Here is a 20,067-nt window from a genome sequence, read left to right as displayed (position 1 = left end):
CATGTTTCGCGGTTTTTTATTGTTCAAATTTCGACCAATTGCTTTAGAGCTGCTGCGGATAGGGGGCTGTAGCGGTTAGCCAACAAGTTATCCACACGTCCACCCACAGCAAATGGGGACAACTCGGTTTATCGCCCCCATATTCGTCACGGAAACTGAAGAAAATCCGTGACTTATCCAGAAGCAGGGTTTTCAGCAACGATTGGTTGTTTTTTGATCTGATTCTTGCAGGCCACGGTTTTAAAGGCTCACAGAGGATGGCGAACACCTTATCCACAGAAGCGCCAACAGACTTTGGGGGCAACTTTGGCGAGTCTGTGGAAAACCTTCGAAAGCCGCGATAAATCGGGGTTTGCGAAAGGTTTATCCGCGTAAATCGGCTATTTGGTTGTTTTTTAATCAGACGCCTGACAGGCCCGGTTTATATGGCCTGTAGCGGACAGCGAACATCTTATCCACAGAAGCGCCAACAGAGATTGGGGGCAAGTTTTGCCGCCCGCATCAACTTATCCTCGGGAAAAAGCCCGAAAAAACCGTAAGTTAGGCTGGTTGTTTTTTGTACGAAGGCTTGCAGGGCTTTGTTTTCATGGCGTGCAGCGATGGGCGAACATGTTATCCACAGAAGCGCTAACAGGGATTGTGGGTAACGTCATCGCAACCTGTTGAAACAGGACAGGATCGCCAGCGTCGCTTGGCGGTCCAGTCCCACTAGGGCCACTGCATGAGATAGGCCTCACCGGTCACCCGAATCATCGGGTGAGGGGTGATCTGGCAGGTATCGACGATTCGAAAGCCATGTCGCTCGTAGAACCGACGGGCGCCGGTGTTGACGGCGTAGTCGATCAGGCTCAACCCCTTGAGGCCCAACTGGCGGGCGCGCTCGTGAGCATGGGCGAGAAACTGCTTGCCCAGCCCCTGATTGCGCCAGCCTTCGTGCAGCGCCAGGCTGGAGATGTAGAGCGTATCGGGGATTTCCATGTCGGCATACGGCGCCAGCACCGGGTCGGTGGTGGGTTCGGCCAGGGGATCGTGGCGCATCGTGTAGCTGTGCATCATGCCGATGACCTGCCCGTCCGCTTCGGCAATGAGGCAGTTCTGATAAGAAAAATCGACATCGTCGCGGGCATAACGACTGGCGCCCACGTCCAATAGATCCTGGCCGGGCTCTGCCAGCTGGCTCCAGATGTAATCCGCAGCACCCTCTGACGAAATCTGGAACAGACGAGCAATCTCTCGCGCATCAGTGCGCTGAGCCGAGCGGAATTCAACGGTCATTGTTGTTCCTTGTGGGAGCGGGCTTGCTCGCTCCCACATTTGATGTGTGGTGGTTGTGAGTCAGCGAACCACGCCTTCTTCGATCAATAACTTGAGAATCGCCTCGGCACCCGCTTGCGCAGTCACGCCTTTAAGCACTTGTCCGCCGCCGCCACTGGCCTTGGCCGTCGCGGCTTTCATCCGGTCTGCGCCGCTTTTCGCCTTGATCACTTTCAAGCGTTTAGGCCGCGGTTTGGCAGGTTGCAACGTGGCGACCGCCAGCAGGTCATCGTCGATCACTTCGACTTCATCCGCCTGCAACACCCCGCGCCGAGCCGGGCCGTAGGCGCTCTGCCGAGGCTTCGGCGCGGCGTTATCCACTGTTGCGAGAAACGGCAGACGGACCTTCAAACGACGACGCTGACCACGGGGCAAGGCTTGCAGCACCAGCGCCGTACTGCCATCGATGGATTCCACCTGAGCCAGCCCGACCACCAGCGGCCAGCCGAGGCTCTCCGCCAGCAGGAACGGCAGCATGCCCGAGCCTTCACCGGTTTCTGCCTGGCTGCCGGTCAGCACGACTTGCGCACCGGCATCGCGCAGATAGGCGGTCAACGCCGGCAATGCATCGGCGCCCTGAGGTTGTTCCAGTACATGCAATTGTTCCAGGCCCATGCCCAGATAAGCGCGCAACGCCGGTTCCGCGACGTCGCCGGCATGCAGCACTTGCAAGTTATCCCCAGCCAGTTGCAGACCCAGTTCCACGGCCCGCGCATCCTGCTCCGCGCGACGTGGCCGGCCGGAAGTCGGGTGGGCGCCGATGGACACCAGGCTGATGATTTTCGTGCTCATAACCCTTTCCTTCCCTTAAGCCGCATCGCGCTTGGCTTCGTTGCGGTAAGCCTCTACCGCCGCGATCAAGGCTTGAAGAATCTCGGCGCTTTCGCCGATCACCGACAGGTCGGCCCGTTTGATCATGTCGCAGCCAGGGTCGAGGTTGATCGCCACCACCTTGTCGCAGGCACCGATGCCTTGCAGGTGCTGGATCGCCCCGGAGATCCCTACCGCCACGTACACCCGAGCCGTGACCCAGGTGCCCGACGCCCCGACCTGCCGGTCACGGGCCATGAAGCCGTCGTCCACTGCCACCCGGGACGCGCCTTCGGTGGCGCCGAGCGCTTCGGCGGTCCTGTGGAAAAGTCCCCAGTCCTTGACGCCGTTGCCGCCGGAGAAGATGAACTCGGCTTCGGCCATCGGAATCGCCGCCGGGTCCACTGCCACTGCGCCCAGATCCTCGATCCGCGACAGACTGCGCGCCACGGTTGTGGATAACTCCACCGGCAAGGCTTCGTGTCGGGTTTCGCTCACGGGTTCGGCACATTCGACGGCAGCCAGAATCAAGCGTGCAATCGGACGTGCAAGGTCTTGCAGACCCGCACCGGCGCGGCCGATGCATTCCTGATCCTTGACCTGCCAGACCCGTGTGGCCGGGCGTTCGCCCAATGCAGCGGCAAAGCGTCGACCCAGTTCGCCGCCACCGCTGCGGCTGTCCGGCAGCAGCCAGTGACGCGGGCTGAACTGGTTATCCACAGCCCGCAGGCCCTGGATTCGTTGTTCCGGTGCATAACCGCTGAATTCGTCGCCTTCGAGTACCAGCAGGCGATCGACGCCGGCAGTGGCGAAGACACTTTCCTTGTGTTCGCCGAAGACCACGGCCAATACCGCGCCGTCCTTGCCGGCCAATTGATGGGCCAGACCGAGCAAGTCGCGGTCGTGGCTGCTCAAGCGGCCGCCGACCATGTCGGGCACCACGCTGATGTAGAACGCCGGGGCAGGGACCTGATGCAGCGGCAATTGCACTTCAACGGCGGCCGAGCGTTTGGTCGCCCCGCCCTGCTGAGCGCCGCTGCGGTCGATCCGTTTAATGCCGTTCGGGCCGATGAAACCCATGCCATGGGGATTTTTGCGGATGACGCCATTCGGCCCCATCCAGCTGTGTTGCGCCGGTTGCATGGCCGCGTGCAGCGGGTGCAGGCGGTTACGGGCAATCCATTCGGCGCGGGGGTCACGGCGGATAATGTCGCTCATCAGTGGGCCTCCGCAGGTTCACGTTGGGCCGGTGTGGACGGTTTGCTTGGGGCTGCGTCTTCGAGCAGCGCGTCCGCCACCAGTTCGGCGATGTCCTTGATCAACGGACGCGGTTCGACCACGCCTTCGAGCATCGCGGTGCACTGTGGGCAACCCACGGCCACCAGTTCGGCGCCGGTTTCGCGGATGTCTTCCATGCGCATGTCGGGGATCCGTTGCTTGCCCGGAATGTCGGTGATCGGCGCGCCGCCACCACCGCCACAGCAGCGCGAGCGGAAACCGGAGCGTTGCATCTCTTTGACTTCGATCCCGAGGGCGCGCAGCACTTCACGCGGCGCCTCGTATTCGCCGTTGTAGCGACCGAGGTAGCACGGGTCGTGATAGGTCACGCTGCTGCCTTTGTGCTGGCCAAGACTCAGGGCACCGGCGCCGATGATCTCGGCCATGTAGGTGCTGTGATGCTGAACGAGGTAGTTGCCGTCGAAAGCGCCGTATTCGTTTTTCAGCACATGGAAGCTGTGCGGGTCGCAGGTGACGATGCGGTTGAAGCTGTACTTGGCCAGGGTCTGGATGTTGCGCTTGGCCAACAACTGGAAGGTTGCTTCGTCGCCCAGTCGGCGGGCCACGTCACCGCTGTCGCGCTCTTCAAGACCGAGCACGGCGAAGTCGACTTTGGCCGCTTTCAGCACTTTGACAAAAGCGCGCAGAGTGCGCTGGTTGCGCATGTCGAAAGCGCCGTCGCCGACCCAGAACAGCACGTCGACGGATTTCTTCTCGCTCATCAGAGTGAGGTTCAGGTCCGCCGCCCAGTTCATCCGCCCGCCCGGTGCGAAACCGCCGGGGTTGTCGGTGGCGATCAGGTTTTCCAGGACTTCGGCGCCCTTGTTCGGGGTCGCGCCTTTTTCCAGGGTCAGATGGCGGCGCATGTCGACGATGGCATCGACGTGCTCGATCATCATCGGGCATTCCTCGACGCAGGCACGGCAGGTGGTGCAGGACCACAGGGTTTCGGCGTCCACCAGACCGTTGACGATCGGTTGATGCGGATTGCCGGCGTGCTCACCAATCGCCTTGCCCGGATAAGGGCTGCCGGCGAACTTGGCATCGGTGCCACCGGCGAGGCCGACCACCATATCTTGAATCAGCTTTTTCGGGTTCAACGGCTGGCCGGCGGCGAACGCCGGGCAGGCGGCTTCGCACTTGCCGCATTGCACGCAGGCGTCGAAACCGAGCAGTTGGTTCCAGGTGAAATCCTTGGGTTTTTCCACGCCCAGCGGTGCGCTTGGATCGCTGAGGTCCAGCGGCTTCAGACCGGTGGAACGACCACCGCCAAAACGTTCGGCGCGACGATGCCAGGCCAGGTGCAAAGCACCGGCGAAGGCGTGCTTCATCGGCCCGCCCCAGGTCATGCCGAAGAACAATTCCGAGACACCCCAGAGCACGCCGATCCCGAGGATCACGGCCAGGATCCAGCCACCAAAGTTTTCCGGCAGGATGCCTGCCACCGGCAGGGTCACCAGAAAGAACGACGCCGAAAACGCCAGCAAGCTTTTCGGCAAACGCATCCACGGGCCTTTTGACAGGCGGGCCGGTGGGTTGCGCCGACGCAGGTACACAAAGATCGCGCCGACGAACATCACCGCCGTCATCAGCAACAGCGCATAACCGAGGAAGCGGTTATGCAGGCCGAAACCGTGCACCAGAATCGCGAGCACAGCGGACGCCACCGCACCGCCGGCCGTAGCGACGTGGGTGTTGGCGATGTATTTGTCCCGCGCGACGACGTGGTGCAAGTCGACCATGTAGCGCTTGGGCATGGCGAACAGGCCGCCGATCAGGTCGACTTTCGAAGCCCGGCCCCGGCGCCACATAGCCACCCGCCGCAACGCGCCCAGAACCGCAAGGCCCAGAGCAGCGAACAACAGGATTGGAAGAAGGGTGTTCAACATGGTGGAGCTCCCAAAGACCGCAGGGTCGTGTGCGTGCCGGTAAGAGCGACGCACTACTTGTGGCGAGGGAGCTTGCTCCCGCTGGAGCGCGAAGCACTCCCAAAACAGCCGCAGGTATCCATCTGATACACCTCGACTGCCGGTTTTGGGGCCGCTTCGCAGCCCAGCGGGAGCAAGCTCCCTCGCCACAGGTGATGGTGGTTATCCGTTAGAAATCCTTGCACAACCGCAGCGCGTCGTAGATCGCCGCGTGGGTGTTGCGCTGCGCCACGCAGTCACCGATGCGGAACAGCAAGTAGCCGTCGCCCGCCTGGCTCAGCGAAGGTTGCGGCTTGATCGCGAACAGGGCTTCGATGTCCATCTGGCCTTTGTTGCGCGAGCCTTCCTTCATGGCGTAGTAGATTTCTTCGTCCGGACGCACGCCGTTTTCGACGACCACCTGATCCACCACCCGCTCCTCTTTGGCGCCGGTGTATTCGTTTTCCAGCACCGCCACCAGCTTGTCGCCTTCGCGGTAGACCTTCTCCAGCATCATGTCCCCGGTCATGATCACTTCTTTCGGGTACATGCTGCGGTAGTACGTCGGGAACGAGGTACCGCCAATCGCTACGCCCGGCTTGATGTCGTCGGTGACGATCTCGACCTGGCAGCCCTTGTCGGCGAGGAAGTCGGCGGTCGACATCCCGGTGAACTCGCAAATGGTGTCGTAGACCAGCACGTTCTTGCCCGGCGCCACTTTGCCGTCAAGGATGTCCCAACTGCTGACCACCAGGCCTTCGGCCGCGCCCCAGTGTTCGTTCTGCTCCAGGAATGGATGACCGCCAACGGCGAGCACCACTACATCCGGGCGCAGGTCGAGAATGGTTGCCGCATCGGCGGCCACGCCCAAGCGCAGGTCGACTTTCAGACGCGCCAGCTCCAGTTGGAACCAGCGCGTGATACCGGCGATCTGGTCCCGTTGCGGGGCTTTCGAGGCGGTGGTGATCTGCCCGCCAATGAATTCTTTCTTCTCGAACAGGGTCACGTCGTGGCCACGTTCGGCAGATACGCGAGCCGCTTCCATCCCGGCAGGGCCGGCACCGACCACCACGACTTTGCGCTTCACACCGGTCGATTTCTCGATGATGTGCGGCACGCCCATGTATTCACGGGAGGTCGCGGCGTTCTGGATGCACAACACGTCCAGGCCCTGGTACTGACGGTCGATGCAGTAGTTGGCGCCGACGCATTGCTTGATCTGGTCAACCTGGCCCATCTTGATCTTGGCGATCAGGTGCGGGTCGGCGATGTGGGCGCGGGTCATGCCGACCATGTCCACGTAGCCGCCTTCCAGAATACGGGTCGCCTGGTTCGGGTCCTTGATGTTCTGCGCATGCAGAACCGGGGCCTTCACCACTTCCTTGATACCGGCGGCCAGGTGCAGGAATGGCTCCGGTGGATAACTCATGTTCGGAATAACGTTGGCCAGGGTGTTGTGGGTGTCACAACCCGAACCCACCACGCCGATGAAGTCGATCATGCCGGTGTCGTCGTAGTACTTGGCGATCTGCTTCATGTCCTCGTGGGACAAGCCGTCCGGGTGGAATTCATCACCGCACAGACGGATGCCGACGCAGAAATCCGGGCCGACTTCAGCCCGCACAGCCTTGATCACTTCCAGGCCGAAACGCATGCGGTTCTCGAAGCTGCCGCCCCATTCGTCGGTGCGTTTGTTGACCCGCGGGCTCCAGAACTGGTCGATCATGTGCTGGTGCACGGCGGACAGCTCGACGCCATCCAGGCCACCGGCTTTGGCCCGCGCGGCGGCGCTGGCATAGTTGCCGATCACCCGCCAGATTTCTTCCGGCTCGATGGTTTTGCAGGTCGCGCGGTGCACCGGTTCACGGATACCCGACGGCGACAGCAGGGTTGGCCAGTGCTCGCCGTCCCAGCGCGAACGACGGCCCATGTGGGTAATCTGGATCATGATCTTGGCGCCATGCTTGTGCATGGCATCGGCCAGGTTCTGGAAGTGCGGGATGATCCGGTCGTCGGCCAGGTTGACCGACTTCCACCAGCCTTGCGGGCTGTCGATGGCCACGCTGGAGGAACCGCCGCAAATCGCCAGGCCGATCCCGCCCTTGGCTTTCTCTTCGTAATACTTGACGTACCGGTCGGTGGTCATGCCGCCGTCGGTCGCGTAGACCTCGGCGTGCGCAGTGCTGAGCACGCGGTTGCGGATGGTCAGTTTGCCGATCTGGATCGGCTGGAACATTGCTTCGAAAGCCATGGCGGGGTCCTCGACTTACAACGGCTTGACGGTGAACAAACCGTCGTCGTGGCCTTCTTCGGAGCCACCGTAGACTTGCTCGGCAACCGTACGAATCTTGCTGCCGCGGGCCTGCAGAATCTGGTCCATGGCACCGGCAAACCAGCCGGTGAACATGTAGTCGACCTTGCGCCCGACCTTGCCGTACACGTAGACGAATGCCGAGTGTTCAAGCTTGACGCTGGCGGTGCCTTTGTCGAGGTCGATGTCCTGGATCTTGAACAGGCCCCAGCCGCGTTGCGACAGACGCTTCATGTAGTGCTCGAACACCGCGACGCCTTCCAGGCCGTGGCATTCAGCTTCTTTTTCACACCAGTGCCAGGCGGATTTGTAGCCGGCCTTGTACAGGATCTCGGCATAGGCTTCGGCGCCCAGCACTTCCTCGATGCCCATGTGGTTATTCACGAAGAAGTGACGCGGTACGTACAGCATTGGCAGGGCGTCGGAAGTCCAGACACCGGTTTCGCTGTCGACTTCGATTGGCAATTGCGGGGCGATCTTGGCCATGGAAACTTAACTCCAGAAAAATTTGGGTGTTGCCCCCGGCACGGGCGGCCGGGGGAAAGGATTCAGAGGTGCTGTGGCTTACTCGCCCCAGACGTCCTTGAGGACGTTGACCCAGTTCTCGCCCATGATCTTGCGGACCACGCGCTCGGAGTGGCCGCGCTTGAGCAGGGTTTCGGTCAGGTTCGGGAACTCGCCCACGGTGCGGATGCCCAGCGGGTTGATGATCTTGCCGAAGCTGGTCAGACGGCGGGCGTAGCCCTTGTCATGGGTCAGGTATTCGAAGAAGTCCTGGCCATGGCCCTGGGTAAAGTCGGTGCCGATACCGATGGCGTCTTCGCCAACGATGTTCATGGTGTATTCGATGGCTTCGGCATAATCGTCGATGGTCGAATCGATGCCCTTGGCCAGGAACGGCGCGAACATGGTCACACCGACGAAACCGCCGTGATCGGCGATGAACTTCAGCTCTTCATCGGATTTGTTGCGCGGGTGAATTTTCAGGCCCGACGGCAGGCAATGGGAGTAGCAGACCGGCTTCTTGGATTCGAGGATCACTTCTTCGGAAGTCTTCGAACCGACGTGGGACAGGTCGCACATGACGCCAACGCGGTTCATCTCGGCAACGATTTCACGACCGAAGCCCGACAGGCCGCCATCGCGCTCGTAGCAACCGGTGCCGACCAGGTTCTGGGTGTTGTAGCACATCTGCACGATACCGACGCCCAGCTGCTTGAACACCTCGACGTAGCCGATCTGGTCTTCAAACGCGTGAGCATTCTGGAAACCGAACAGGATGCCGGTCTTGCCCTGCTCCTTGGCCTTGCGGATGTCGGCGGTGGTGCGCACCGGAATCACCAGGTCGCTGTTCTCGCGGATCAGCTTCTGACTGGCGGCGATGTTGTTGACGGTGGCCTGAAAGCCCTCCCACACCGACACGGTGCAGTTGGCCGCGGTCAGACCGCCCTTGCGCATGTCTTCAAACAACTCGCGATTCCACTTGGCAATAATCAGCCCGTCGATAACGATGCTGTCGGCGTGCAATTCGGCTGGGCTCATCAGGCTGTCCCCTATTAGCGATTCGTGCGCCGAATCGTGTGCCGGCGCTTTGGGGCCAGCATATGCCTGAGGACCGGTGCAGCCGGGTGCAAAAACGACAGGGGGTTTGCCGAAAGCGTCAATCTGCGACAAAGGGTCGATATCGGCGCTTATCACCTGGCTGTTCAATGCCGTCCGCTTGGGCCAGAATTCGGCGTATTACTGGATGCTTACTGGATTTAGGGCGACGCAATGAAATCGATCTTCCTGGCTTTGGCACTGATAGCGACCGGCGTACAGGCGGCTGAAGAGTCCGACACCAACCCCTGCGATGCAGTCGAAAACGACGTCCAGACCCTGGAATGCTCGGTCTACAGCCGAACCACCGCCGAAGACCTGCTCAAGGACAACTACCAAAGCCTGACCGAGCGCATGCAAACGCTCTATGGCAAGAGCCCGACGCAACTGGCCGACATCACCGCCAAAATCAAGGCCGCCCAGCAGCAATGGCTGAAGACCCGGGACGCGGATTGCGCGGTTGAAGCGTTTCCGGCGACCAGTGGCAGCAAGGCGTTTACGATTGCGCAGAATGACTGCGTGGCGCGGATGAGTGATGAGCGGTCGGAGTTTTTGGAGTCGATTGGGCAGGAGTAAAGGAGATGGAAACTAATTTGATCCCCCACGAGGTAGTCAAGCCGCATCGTTGACGGAGCCCTGCCTGTCAGGGCCTGGCGCGAACACCTGAACCTTACCCTGGATGAAGTGGCCAAGCGCATGGGTATTCCTCAGCGGGCTTTCGTCCTGCTGGAAACAGTCGCCAAGCTTCGTAAGGCCACCCGCGAAAAATCGCAGTGGTGCTTGGAATTAATCCCAACCAGCTTAAGCTATGACCGAACACCGAAAATGTCTTCAGTCAATCTGACGAACCTATCTCCTTTTAATGTATTTCCCTTAAACGTATATCCTTATAGGAATAACCTTCGGCGACGAGTTTTTTTCAACCGAAAGTTTTATCATTCAAGTGGCGACCGGGCAGACACAATGCCTAAGCCGAAAAACCGCACTCGACAAGCTCCAAGCGGAAAATATGTTTCCGTCTCAATCACCCAACCAAAACAGCACTAAAGAAAATCACAAGAATACCAATCAAACGCTTACGACCCTCCCGCCTTAATTGACACCTTATCAACAACCAACCTCGGAATGCTACTCAAGCCAAACTTAAACTTATTCAATGCAACTCTTTCATTACAACTAAAAAGCGACTCAGCAAAATCAGCAGTAGATAACAAACATGAAAGAGCAAGAAGCAGAGAGGAGATTCTGTCCGACTCTGTAACAGATGAGTCAACCTGCCTCAATCCACCTTCGATAATTGCGTAGCGTTTCCCCACGGACACGGTTCCCCAATGATGATAATCGGACATTGGAAAATAATATTGATCATACAACTTTTCAAAACCGACTTTTTTGACTATAGAATAAATACTTTCACCCTCTCGCCAGTTATTAATATACTGTCCATCTTCACACTTAAAAAGCTCATCGCACTCCACGATATTCTCATTTATTATCCGCTTAATATCTGATGGGACAGAAATACCATTCAACTCCGCCTCATCCATTTTTTGCTTATCCACAACAATGCAATACAATCGCCAGCGCCTAGCAATCTGACACTCCTTTCCCGCATACATCAAGTAAAGTGCGCCCTCAAACATACTTCGAGATACGAGCTGACTGTCGCACTCCCCCTTTAAAAGCAAGATACTCTTCATATGTTGAATTTGGCGAAGAAAAAACGCATGACACATATATCTCAGATCATCGAACTCACCTCCTTTCACCTCAGCCACCATCCTGCTACAGATAAGAAGTAGCTCTTGACACTTAGATTCAAGATCCGCCAACCACATACACCCTCCTAAAATCGATATTCATATTCTGAACTTCGCTACAAAATGCACTCAAACCTCCATGAATCAGTCAGCTAAAAACCAAAAACATGTTAATTTAACAGAAGCTCTTGACGAATACTGCCAATATGACATCATCAAGCTGTTTTGTGTAAATTTTAACATTGCCGGACAGGATTTTATGGACCACAATCTGAACAGCCTTGTAGAGCTAGAAAGACAAATATCCGCACGACTACTCGAGTTCAATGCCAAACGAGCCAGCAACCAAAAACATAATAAATTCTTTTCTTTAAGCCAGATGATTCTTGCATTTCTAACAACGCTACTCATCGCTCTCAATGCAAAGGCATCCTTCTTTGCAATTTCAATGATCGCGATCTTTACTAGCTCGCTAGGTGGATTAGCAGGGCAAATATTAAGTAAATATATGTATCAGGAACGAATGAGCATGAACATAAAAACCGTATGCGCCCTCTACGAACTAGCCCATACAATTACCATGGATAGAAAAAAAGAAGAAGACGATTCGATAAAACACAGAATAACACTTGAGAAAGTCGACAAATACCAAACAAAGTATCAATCAATTTTAGACGCCGCAAATGGGCAATGGCAACAACAGATACAGAAACCCAAGAAATAATCATATGACAATTTTTTCAAAAATCTTGACACTAAACAAACTTCATATACTTGAAAAGATAACTGGCATTCATCACATCGACTCCACTCCATCGGATTACTTTAACATTGGCATGCCAATTGAGAACCCACCACTTCTCAGAGGCTCAATCATTATTGAACTGAACATCACCTTTCTGACAGAGAACAGTGATTTTTTTGAAGGTGGTAGTCCTATTGATACTGGCAGTGTTAAATTTGGATTTTTGAAGCCAAGTTATGATAAAGACGAATTCCTGAAGCTCTCACACTGTAACTATGAGAAGTTCCACGCACTAACCGATGAGTTATTCAAATTACCCAACAGCTCGTTAATCAAACTATTAAATCACGCCCCTTGCCCTTCATTCAAACCTGTACTCGAAAAACATTTTAACAGCCCTATTCTAGACTTCATGTACAATGAAAAAAATCCACACGCTTGGCTTTTTGAGTTCTCGTTAAGCAACCAATACAAGCTTTCAGAAAAGCATATCAATAAAATATATATACCCAACACCTACCTATTCAACAACACTATCAAATCTCTCCAAAAGACATTAAAGCGCAAAGTAATCACATACAACCCAAAATATGGAATTGAAAACCGAGCCCGATAATGGAAAATTTTTATATCGTTGGCGTTTACGAAGACTTCAAGCTAGACATTTTTCCGACCCATGCCTCCCCAATCATTGCGGAACGTATAAACGGAGAGTATCGCAGATGGGCATATCGAATTGAGTTTCCTTATAAAATAACACCCACACATTCTGTCGGCGGCTTCTATAAGACGCCTACATCCATGTTCCCATATTTGACTTACAACCTTAACAACCCTACCCAACTTAAATATAATTCTCAAATAGTAGCAATATCTAAAAATACGATACTCGTCGAAAGCAACAAGACCGTCCTTTGCCTCAAAATAATGAGAGCCGCCTTAATCAATATAAAAACTCCACGCTTTATTTATCGCTCATATACAACAATAAAAAATGTGCTCTCTTAAAACCATCTTCAGAAGTTACAATCAATCTACAACTATCAATCAAAACTAATTTTAGCTCTGAGGATACGTTATGAAAATCTGCGGCATCGAAATCAAAGGCAGCGAAGCGATCATTGCCGTCGCGTCCCTGGACGGTCAGACGCTGAGTCACGTAGCCCTGCCCACCAAGAAAATCGCCCTTGACGATGACGACGAAGCCGCGAACGTCAAAGTCTTTGCCGCTCAGGTGGCGTCGTTTGTTCGCGAGAACGCCATTGACCGGATCGCGATCAAGAAGCGCAGCAAGAAAGGTGAATTCGCCGGTGGGCCGACCACGTTCAAGATCGAGGGCATTTTTCAGTTGCTGGAGAACTGCGAGGTGACGCTTTTGTCACCGCAGACGATCAATGCGCAGAACAAGAAGTTTGATTTTGCGCTGCCGGGGACGTTGAACAAGTATCAGCATGAGGCTTACAAGGCGGCGTGTTCGGCGCTGCTGAAGAAGTAAGCGTTCTTTCTGGCCACACAAATCACCTGTGGGAGCCAGCCTGCTGGCGATGAGGGAGTAGCAGTCAACAACATTGTTGCCTGACACACCGCCATCGTTAGCAGGCTGGCTCCCACATTGGTTCTGTGTACCTACATCAGGCGTTGGCAGTACGCCGGTCTTCCCGGGGGCAACGGGCAAACCGCGCCCGATAACTGCGGGTGAAATACGACGGCGACTCAAACCCGCACGCGATACTCACCTCCAGCACACTCATATTGGTCTGACGTAATAACTGCCGCGCCTTCTCCAGCCTTAGTCGCAGGTAGAAATTGCTCGGCGTGTCGTTCAGGTGCAGCCGAAACAAACGCTCCAGCTGCCGCCGCGTCACTTTGATAGATTCCGCAAGCTCCAGCGTGGTCAGCGGCGGCTCACTGTGCTGTTCCATCTCGCCGATAACGTGAACGAGCTTCTTGTTGCTGATGCCATACCGCGTGGCGACTTCCATGCGTTGGTGGTCTTTGCGCGGGCGGATACGGCCGAGTACGAATTGTTCGCTGACCTGGATCGCCAGTTCCGGGCCGTGGGCCTGGGCGATGAGGTCGAGCATCAGGTCGATGGACGCGGTGCCACCGGCGGAGGTGATGCGCCGACGGTCAATCTCGAACAGCTCCTGGGTGACGCTGAGCTGTGGATAAGACTCCTTGAAGGCGTCGATGGCTTCCCAGTGCAGGGTCAGGCGATGACCGTCGAGCAGGCCGGCTTCGGCAAGGACGAAACTGCCGGTGTCGATGGCGCCGAGGGTCACGCCTTCGTTGTCCAGTCGGCGCAGCCAGTGCTCCAGTGCCGGGGTGGCGAATTTCAGCGGTTCGAAGCCGGCGACCACCAACAGCGTCGCACCTTTCTTCAGCGGCTCTAGTGCCGCATCGGCGTTGACCGACATGCCGTTACTGGCCAGCACCGCCCCGCCGTCTGCGCTCAGCACATGCCAGCGATACAGCTCGCCGCGAAAGCGATTGGCGACCCGCAGCGGCTCGATGGCCGAGATAAAGCCGATGGCCGAGAAACCCGGCATCAACAAGAAGTAGAAATCCTGGGACATGGAGCGCACTCGGTTGGCGGCTGGCGTGTGATGTTGATACGCCACTTGCGCGCGGCATTCAAGAGCACAGGTCGCCGCAGTGCAAGAGCTGGTCGCCGCAGTGCGCTTTGACGGGCCTCAAGCTGCGTAACTTGGCATCACCGGCGCACAAAGACGACCGGACCCACAATAACGAACTGCCGAGGAAACCTGAGATGAAACGACTGATCAGCAGCTGTGTTCTTGCACTCAGCGGTACCGCTTTCCTGAGCGCCAGCGTCATGGCCGCCGAACCCGCTTCTTGCCAGAACGTCCGCATGGGCGTGGTGAACTGGACCGACGTGATCGCCACCAGCGCCATGACCCAGGTCCTGCTCGATGGCCTCGGCTACAACACCAAACAAACCAGCGCGTCCCAGCAAATCATTTTCGCCGGGATCCGCGACCAGCGCCTGGATTTGTTCCTGGGCTACTGGAACCCGCTGATGACGCAAACCATCACGCCTTTCGTCGACGCCAATCAGGTCAAGGTGCTTGAAGCGCCAAGCCTGAAAGACGCCCGCGCCACTCTCGCCGTACCGACTTATCTCGCCGACAAGGGCCTGAAGACTTTTGCCGACATCGCCAAGTTCGAAAAAGAACTGGGCGGCAAAATCTACGGCATCGAGCCCGGTTCGGGCGCCAACACCCAGATCAAGGCGATGATCGCCAAGAACCAGTTTGGCCTCGGCAAGTTCCAGTTGGTCGAGTCCAGCGAGGCCGGCATGCTCGCCGCGGTGGACCGCGCCGTGCGCCGCAAAGAAGCCGTGGTGTTCTTCGGCTGGGCGCCGCACCCGATGAACGTCAACGTGCAGATGACTTACCTCACCGGCAGCGACGACGCGCTGGGCCCGAACGAGGGCATGGCCACGGTCTGGACCGTCACCTCGCCGAACTACGCGCAGCAGTGCCCGAACATCGGCAAGTTGCTCAGCAACCTGACCTACACCGCCGAAGACGAGAGCCGGATGATGCAGCCGCTGCTGGATCACAAGGACGCGTTCGAATCGGCCAAGCAATGGCTGAAAGATCACCCGCAAGACAAACAACGCTGGCTGGAAGGTGTGACCACCTTCGATGGCAAACCAGCGGCTGACAATTTGAAACTGACCAGCAAATAAACCCCGATTGAACCACCGACTCGCAGCCCTACGGGGCTGCGAACGGAATCATCACGCCTGCAAGGAACCCGCCTCATGAACCACGACGTCATCATCACCTGCGCACTCACCGGTGCTGGCGACACGACCAGCAAAAGCCCACACGTGCCGGTCACCCCGAAACAAATCGCCGCTGCTGCCGTGGAAGCCGCCAAGGCCGGCGCCACCGTGGTCCACTGCCACGTGCGCAACCCGGAAACCGGCAAATTCAGCCGTGACGTGGCGCTGTACCGCGAAGTGATGGAGCGCATCCGCGAGGCCGACGTCGACATCATCGTCAACCTCACCGCCGGCATGGGCGGCGACCTGGAAATCGGCGCCGGCGAGAACCCGATGGAGTTCGGTCCGAACACCGACCTGGTCGGTCCACTGACCCGTCTGGCCCACGTCGAAGAACTGCTGCCGGAAATCTGCACCCTCGATTGCGGCACCCTGAACTTCGGCGACGGCGACACCATTTACGTGTCCACCCCGGCGCAGCTGCGTGCTGGCGCCAAACGCATTCAAGAGCTGGGCGTGAAGGCCGAGCTGGAAATTTTCGACACCGGTCACCTGTGGTTCGCCAAACAGTTGATCAAGGAAGGCCTGCTCGACGACCCGCTGTTCCAGCTCTGCCTGGGCATCCCGTGGGGCGCGCCGGCGGATACCACCACCATGAAAGCCATGGTCGACAACCTGCCGGCAAATGCCGTGTGGGCCGGTTTCGGCATCGGTCGCATGCAGATGCCGATGGCGGCGCAAGCGGTGCTGCTGGGCGGCAACGTGCGGGTCGGTCTGGAAGACAACATCTGGCTGGACAAGGGTGTGCTGGCAACCAACGGCCAACTGGTCGAACGCGCCTCGGAAATCCTCAGTCGCCTCGGCGCCCGGGTTCTGACGCCGGCGGAAGGCCGGGCAAAAATGGGCCTGACCAAGCGCGGTTGATCCCGACACCTTTCCCCCTGTGTGAGCGAACCTGCTCGCGATGACGTCGGTACAACCGAAACATCATCTGCGACAGGAATACCGCCATCGCGAGCAGGCTCGCTCACACAGTTTTTTCCGAGCCAAATTCAGGTAATCGCCATGACTTTTATCACCGAAATCAAAACCTTCGCCGCCCTGGGCAGCGGTGTCATCGGCAGCGGCTGGGTCTCCCGCGCTCTCGCCCACGGCCTCGACGTGGTGGCCTGGGACCCGGCGCCCGGTGCCGAAGCCGCCCTGCGCAAACGCGTCGCCAATGCCTGGGGCGCACTGGAGAAACAAGGCCTGGCGCCCGGTGCTTCGCAAGATCGCCTGCGCTTTGTCGCGACCATCGAAGAATGTGTTCGCGATGCCGATTTCATTCAGGAAAGCGCCCCGGAACGCCTCGATCTGAAACTGGAACTGCACAGCAAAATCAGCGCGGCGGCCAAGCCCGATGCCTTGATCGGCTCCAGCACTTCGGGCCTGTTGCCGAGCGAGTTCTACGAGAGCTCGACCCACCCGGAACGCTGCGTGGTCGGCCACCCGTTCAACCCGGTTTATCTGTTGCCCCTGGTGGAAGTGGTCGGCGGCAGGAACACTGCCCCGGAAGCCGTTCAAGCCGCCATGAAAGTCTACGAATCCTTGGGCATGCGTCCGCTCCATGTGCGCAAGGAAGTGCCAGGATTCATCGCCGACCGTTTGCTCGAAGCACTGTGGCGCGAGGCGCTGCACCTGGTCAACGACGGTGTGGCGACCACCGGTGAAATCGACGACGCGATCCGTTTTGGCGCGGGTCTGCGCTGGTCGTTCATGGGCACCTTTTTGACTTACACCCTGGCCGGAGGCGATGCCGGCATGCGGCACTTCATGGCGCAGTTCGGGCCGGCGTTGCAATTGCCGTGGACGTACCTGCCAGCACCGGAACTGACCGACAAGTTGATCGACGATGTGGTGGACGGCACCAGTGATCAGTTGGGCAAGCACAGCATTTCCGCGCTGGAGCGCTATCGTGATGACTGCCTGCTGGCGGTGCTTGAGGCGGTGAAGACCACCAAAGAAAAGCATGGGATGGCGTTCAGCGAGTAAACACTGCCCTTGTGGCGAGGGAACTTGCTGCCGCTCGGCCGCGAAGCGGTCGTAAAACCAGCGAATGCGATTTGACTGATGCACCGCATACATTGGTTTGGGACTGCTGCGCAGTCCGGCGGGAGCAAGCTCCCTCGCCACACACCCGCACTATTTGTGGAGTTCCACCATGCCCACCCTCACCACCTACCAAACCACAATCATCCCCGACTGGGTCGACTACAACGGCCACCTGCGCGACGCCTTCTACCTGCTGATTTTCAGCTACGCCACCGACGCACTGATGGACCGTCTGGGCATGGACAGCGACAACCGCGAAGCCAGCGGCAGCTCGCTGTTTACCCTCGAACTGCACCTCAACTACCTGCACGAAGTGAAGCTCGGCGCCAACGTTGAAGTGCACACCCAGATCATTGCTCACGACAGCAAACGCCTGCACCTCTATCACAGCCTGCATCTGGTCGGCGATGACAAGGAACTGGCGGGCAACGAACAAATGCTGCTGCACGTCGACCTCGCAGGACCGCGTTCCGCGCCGTTCAGCGAAGCAACGCTGGACAAGCTGCAAGCCATCGTTGCCGAACAAACCGACCTGCCTGCCCCTGCCTGCATTGGCCGAGTGATCGCTCTACCTACAAAAAAATAACAAGGAGATCACCATGAACACCGCCGCTGCGTTTGCCGACTTTCGTACTTATCCGTTGATCAGCGCGCTGAGTGGCGTGCAGGCCTTGGCGGATCGCATTCTTGTGACATGGGCGGATACCCGTGTCAGCCCCTTTCATCATCAATGGCTGCGGGACAACTGCCCGTGTCCGCAATGCGTCTACACCGTGACCCGCGAGCAGGTACTGGAAATCGTCGATGTGGCTGAGGACCTGACGGCGGCAAATGCGCGTGTCGATGCTGAAGGTTGCCTGCGTGTCGATTGGCAGGACGGCCACCAGAGTCGCTTTGATCCAGGCTGGTTGCGGGCCCACGCCTATGACGACGAATCCCGCGCCGAACGCCGGGCCGGCAAGCCGAAATCCAGGCTGTGGAAAAGCGACTTTCAACTGCCAGTGTTCGACTACCAGGCGTTGATGAACGATAACGATGCGCTGTTGCAGTGGCTTTTAGCGGTGCGCGATACCGGCCTGACTCAAGTGCGCGGCGTGCCCACCGAACCGGGCTCGCTGAAGCTGATTGCCCAGCGGATTTCCTTCATCCGGGAGAGCAATTTCGGCGTGCTGTTCAACGTGCAATCCAAGGCCGATGCCGACAGCAATGCCTACACCGCTTTCAATCTGCCGTTGCACAGCGACCTGCCGACCCGGGAGTTGCAACCGGGCCTGCAATTCCTGCATTGCCTGGTCAATGACGCGGACGGGGGCGAGAGTATTTTTATCGACGGTTTTGCAATTGCCCACGCGTTGCGCGAGGAAGATCCCGAGTCGTTCAAGGCCTTGTGTGAAATCCCTGTGGAGTTTCGCAACAAGGACCGTCACAGCGACTACCGCTGCCTCGCGCCGATCATCGCGCTGGATGCGTTGGGGCAGGTGTCGGAAATCCGTATGGCGAACTTTTTGCGTGGGCCGTTTGATGCATCGGTGGATGAGATGCCCAGGTTGTATCGCGCTTACCGGCGCTTCATCGCGATGACTCGCGAGGCGCGATTCCGGGTGATGACACGGCTTAATCCGGGGGAGATGTGGTGCTTTGATAACCGCCGCACCCTTCACGCACGCAACGCCTTCGACCCCGCCAGCGGCGCCCGGCATTTTCAGGGGTGCTATGTCGATCGGGATGAGTTGCTCTCGCGAATCCTCGTGTTACAGCGTTAAACCGCGTCATCGTTCATCGCGGGCACGCCACGCTCCCAGAGGTTGCGCGGCGTTCGCCAAACCGGTGGTGCCCCCCCCCGATTCTGTGGGAGCGTGGCTTGCCCGCGATGGCGTCCGCCCATACAACACAAAAACCCGTATTCACAGACAAAAAAAACCCCGATCAAGCCGTGACAGGATCGGGGTAGAAGGTACTGTTGAGGAGCCGTTGCGCGAGGGTGACCAAACCGTCGAGGAGCCAGCTGAATCCAGTGTGCCCACTCTCCCCTCTCGCAAGTTAGCCGAAAACGACCTGTTCATAGGTATAGCGGCCATTGCGACAAATCGTCCTTGCCGCCACCCCGTCCCCCTACGAGAATCGAACCACGACACCGTTCCCTGAAGAAGGATTGCGTCATGATGCACGCCGATTTGATTGACCAGGAAGACCTGTTGGGCCAACTGAAATCGTTGGGTTTTCAAGTACCGAACGGCTCCACGGCCGAGCAGGCTTGCGAGTGTGCGGTGCGGGGCTTGAATGATGAGCGGGCGATGACACTGCGGACTATGGTCAAGCAGATGTATACCAGCAGCGCGACCATCCTGCCGGCGGTGCGCCAGGCCATCGACAAGCAATTGTTGCCGGCATTGGCGGAGTACCAGCAAAGCCGTAGCGCCTGATAAAAGATCAAACGATCGCAGCCTTCGGCAGCTCCTGCACCGATCTTTGCAGGAGCTGCCGAAGGCTGCGATCTT

19 protein-coding genes and 1 pseudogene are annotated in these 20,067 nt (G+C 57.8%); 11 read left to right on the top strand and 9 right to left on the bottom strand.

The annotated features are described in order from the left end of the window. Positions 1-708: 708 nt before the first annotated feature. From ACM6IQ_RS26260 to ACM6IQ_RS26230, 7 genes are all read right to left on the bottom strand, one after another. A complete protein-coding gene (locus ACM6IQ_RS26260; RefSeq protein WP_414880196.1) occupies positions 709-1,275 on the bottom strand; it encodes a GNAT family N-acetyltransferase in 567 nt (188 codons plus the stop codon). Between the two features lie 60 nt (positions 1,276-1,335). Beyond that, positions 1,336-2,106 (bottom strand): electron transfer flavoprotein subunit beta, encoded by a 771-nt coding sequence (locus ACM6IQ_RS26255; RefSeq protein WP_017341190.1) that lies wholly within the window; start codon positions 2,104-2,106, stop codon positions 1,336-1,338. Between the two features lie 15 nt (positions 2,107-2,121). After that, positions 2,122-3,342, bottom strand: coding sequence for an electron transfer flavoprotein subunit alpha/FixB family protein (locus ACM6IQ_RS26250; RefSeq protein WP_414880195.1), 1,221 nt, complete (start codon positions 3,340-3,342; stop codon positions 2,122-2,124). After that, complete coding sequence (gene dgcB / locus ACM6IQ_RS26245) at positions 3,342-5,291, bottom strand: dimethylglycine demethylation protein DgcB (RefSeq protein ID WP_017341192.1); 1,950 nt, start codon at positions 5,289-5,291, stop codon at positions 3,342-3,344. The genes ACM6IQ_RS26250 and dgcB overlap by 1 nt, the downstream gene beginning before the upstream one ends. A gap of 208 nt (positions 5,292-5,499) precedes the next feature. Then, positions 5,500-7,560 (bottom strand): dimethylglycine demethylation protein DgcA, encoded by a 2,061-nt coding sequence (gene dgcA, locus ACM6IQ_RS26240; RefSeq protein ID WP_017341193.1) that lies wholly within the window; start codon positions 7,558-7,560, stop codon positions 5,500-5,502. Positions 7,561-7,575: 15 nt separating this feature from the next. Next, a complete protein-coding gene (locus tag ACM6IQ_RS26235) occupies positions 7,576-8,106 on the bottom strand; it encodes a DUF5943 domain-containing protein (RefSeq protein ID WP_007947752.1) in 531 nt (176 codons plus the stop codon). Between the two features lie 78 nt (positions 8,107-8,184). Further along, positions 8,185-9,162, bottom strand: a complete 978-nt coding sequence (locus ACM6IQ_RS26230; protein WP_008033250.1) for a dipeptidase — start codon at positions 9,160-9,162, stop codon at positions 8,185-8,187. A gap of 231 nt (positions 9,163-9,393) precedes the next feature. Between ACM6IQ_RS26230 and ACM6IQ_RS26225 the strand changes: the two genes are divergently transcribed. After that, positions 9,394-9,795, top strand: a complete 402-nt coding sequence (locus ACM6IQ_RS26225) for a lysozyme inhibitor LprI family protein (RefSeq protein ID WP_017341195.1) — start codon at positions 9,394-9,396, stop codon at positions 9,793-9,795. Positions 9,796-9,803: 8 nt separating this feature from the next. Next, positions 9,804-10,031, top strand: a pseudogene (locus ACM6IQ_RS26220) (transcriptional regulator); the annotation flags it as partial. Between the two features lie 264 nt (positions 10,032-10,295). Here the strand turns inward: ACM6IQ_RS26220 and ACM6IQ_RS26215 are convergent. Further along, on the bottom strand, positions 10,296-11,057 hold the full coding sequence (locus ACM6IQ_RS26215; RefSeq protein ID WP_414880194.1) for a DUF5677 domain-containing protein: 762 nt from the start codon (positions 11,055-11,057) through the stop codon (positions 10,296-10,298). Positions 11,058-11,118: 61 nt separating this feature from the next. Here ACM6IQ_RS26215 and ACM6IQ_RS26210 point away from each other — a divergent pair, with 61 nt between their 5' ends. The 3 genes from ACM6IQ_RS26210 (at position 11,119) to ACM6IQ_RS26200 (ending at position 13,219) form a co-directional block, all read left to right on the top strand. Beyond that, the gene (locus tag ACM6IQ_RS26210; RefSeq protein WP_414880193.1) at positions 11,119-11,703 is read left to right on the top strand and encodes a hypothetical protein; all 585 of its coding nucleotides are present in this window, start codon (positions 11,119-11,121) and stop codon (positions 11,701-11,703) included. Next, complete coding sequence (locus ACM6IQ_RS26205) at positions 11,663-12,340, top strand: hypothetical protein (protein WP_414880192.1); 678 nt, start codon at positions 11,663-11,665, stop codon at positions 12,338-12,340. Before ACM6IQ_RS26210 ends, ACM6IQ_RS26205 begins: the two co-directional genes overlap by 41 nt. 462 nt (positions 12,341-12,802) lie before the next feature. After that, entirely contained in the window at positions 12,803-13,219 is a 417-nt protein-coding gene (locus ACM6IQ_RS26200) for a DUF3010 family protein (RefSeq protein WP_414880191.1), read from the top strand. Between the two features lie 136 nt (positions 13,220-13,355). On the opposite strand, the gene ACM6IQ_RS26195 is transcribed toward ACM6IQ_RS26200, so the two are convergent. Next, a complete protein-coding gene (locus ACM6IQ_RS26195) occupies positions 13,356-14,300 on the bottom strand; it encodes a GlxA family transcriptional regulator (RefSeq protein ID WP_017341197.1) in 945 nt (314 codons plus the stop codon). 194 nt (positions 14,301-14,494) lie between these two features. Here ACM6IQ_RS26195 and ACM6IQ_RS26190 point away from each other — a divergent pair, with 194 nt between their 5' ends. From ACM6IQ_RS26190 to ACM6IQ_RS26165, 6 genes are all read left to right on the top strand, one after another. Next, the gene (locus ACM6IQ_RS26190; RefSeq protein ID WP_017341198.1) at positions 14,495-15,439 is read left to right on the top strand and encodes a choline ABC transporter substrate-binding protein; all 945 of its coding nucleotides are present in this window, start codon (positions 14,495-14,497) and stop codon (positions 15,437-15,439) included. 75 nt (positions 15,440-15,514) lie between these two features. Continuing rightward, on the top strand, positions 15,515-16,402 hold the full coding sequence (locus ACM6IQ_RS26185) for a 3-keto-5-aminohexanoate cleavage protein (RefSeq protein WP_017341199.1): 888 nt from the start codon (positions 15,515-15,517) through the stop codon (positions 16,400-16,402). A 141-nt stretch (positions 16,403-16,543) separates the two neighbouring features. Continuing rightward, the gene (locus ACM6IQ_RS26180; protein WP_414880190.1) at positions 16,544-17,509 is read left to right on the top strand and encodes an L-carnitine dehydrogenase; all 966 of its coding nucleotides are present in this window, start codon (positions 16,544-16,546) and stop codon (positions 17,507-17,509) included. 169 nt (positions 17,510-17,678) lie between these two features. Further along, on the top strand, positions 17,679-18,155 hold the full coding sequence (locus tag ACM6IQ_RS26175; RefSeq protein WP_414880189.1) for a thioesterase family protein: 477 nt from the start codon (positions 17,679-17,681) through the stop codon (positions 18,153-18,155). Positions 18,156-18,168: 13 nt separating this feature from the next. Then, entirely contained in the window at positions 18,169-19,332 is a 1,164-nt protein-coding gene (locus tag ACM6IQ_RS26170) for a gamma-butyrobetaine dioxygenase (protein ID WP_414880188.1), read from the top strand. Between the two features lie 396 nt (positions 19,333-19,728). Further along, a complete protein-coding gene (locus tag ACM6IQ_RS26165; RefSeq protein ID WP_017341203.1) occupies positions 19,729-19,992 on the top strand; it encodes a hypothetical protein in 264 nt (87 codons plus the stop codon). The last annotated feature ends 75 nt before the right edge of the window (positions 19,993-20,067 follow it).

The organism is Pseudomonas sp. IT-P100 (assembly GCF_949767185.1).
GTDB lineage: Bacteria > Pseudomonadota > Gammaproteobacteria > Pseudomonadales > Pseudomonadaceae > Aquipseudomonas > Aquipseudomonas fluorescens_B.
Note: the sequence above shows the minus strand (reverse complement) of the source record. Positions and strands in the feature narration are given on the sequence as shown.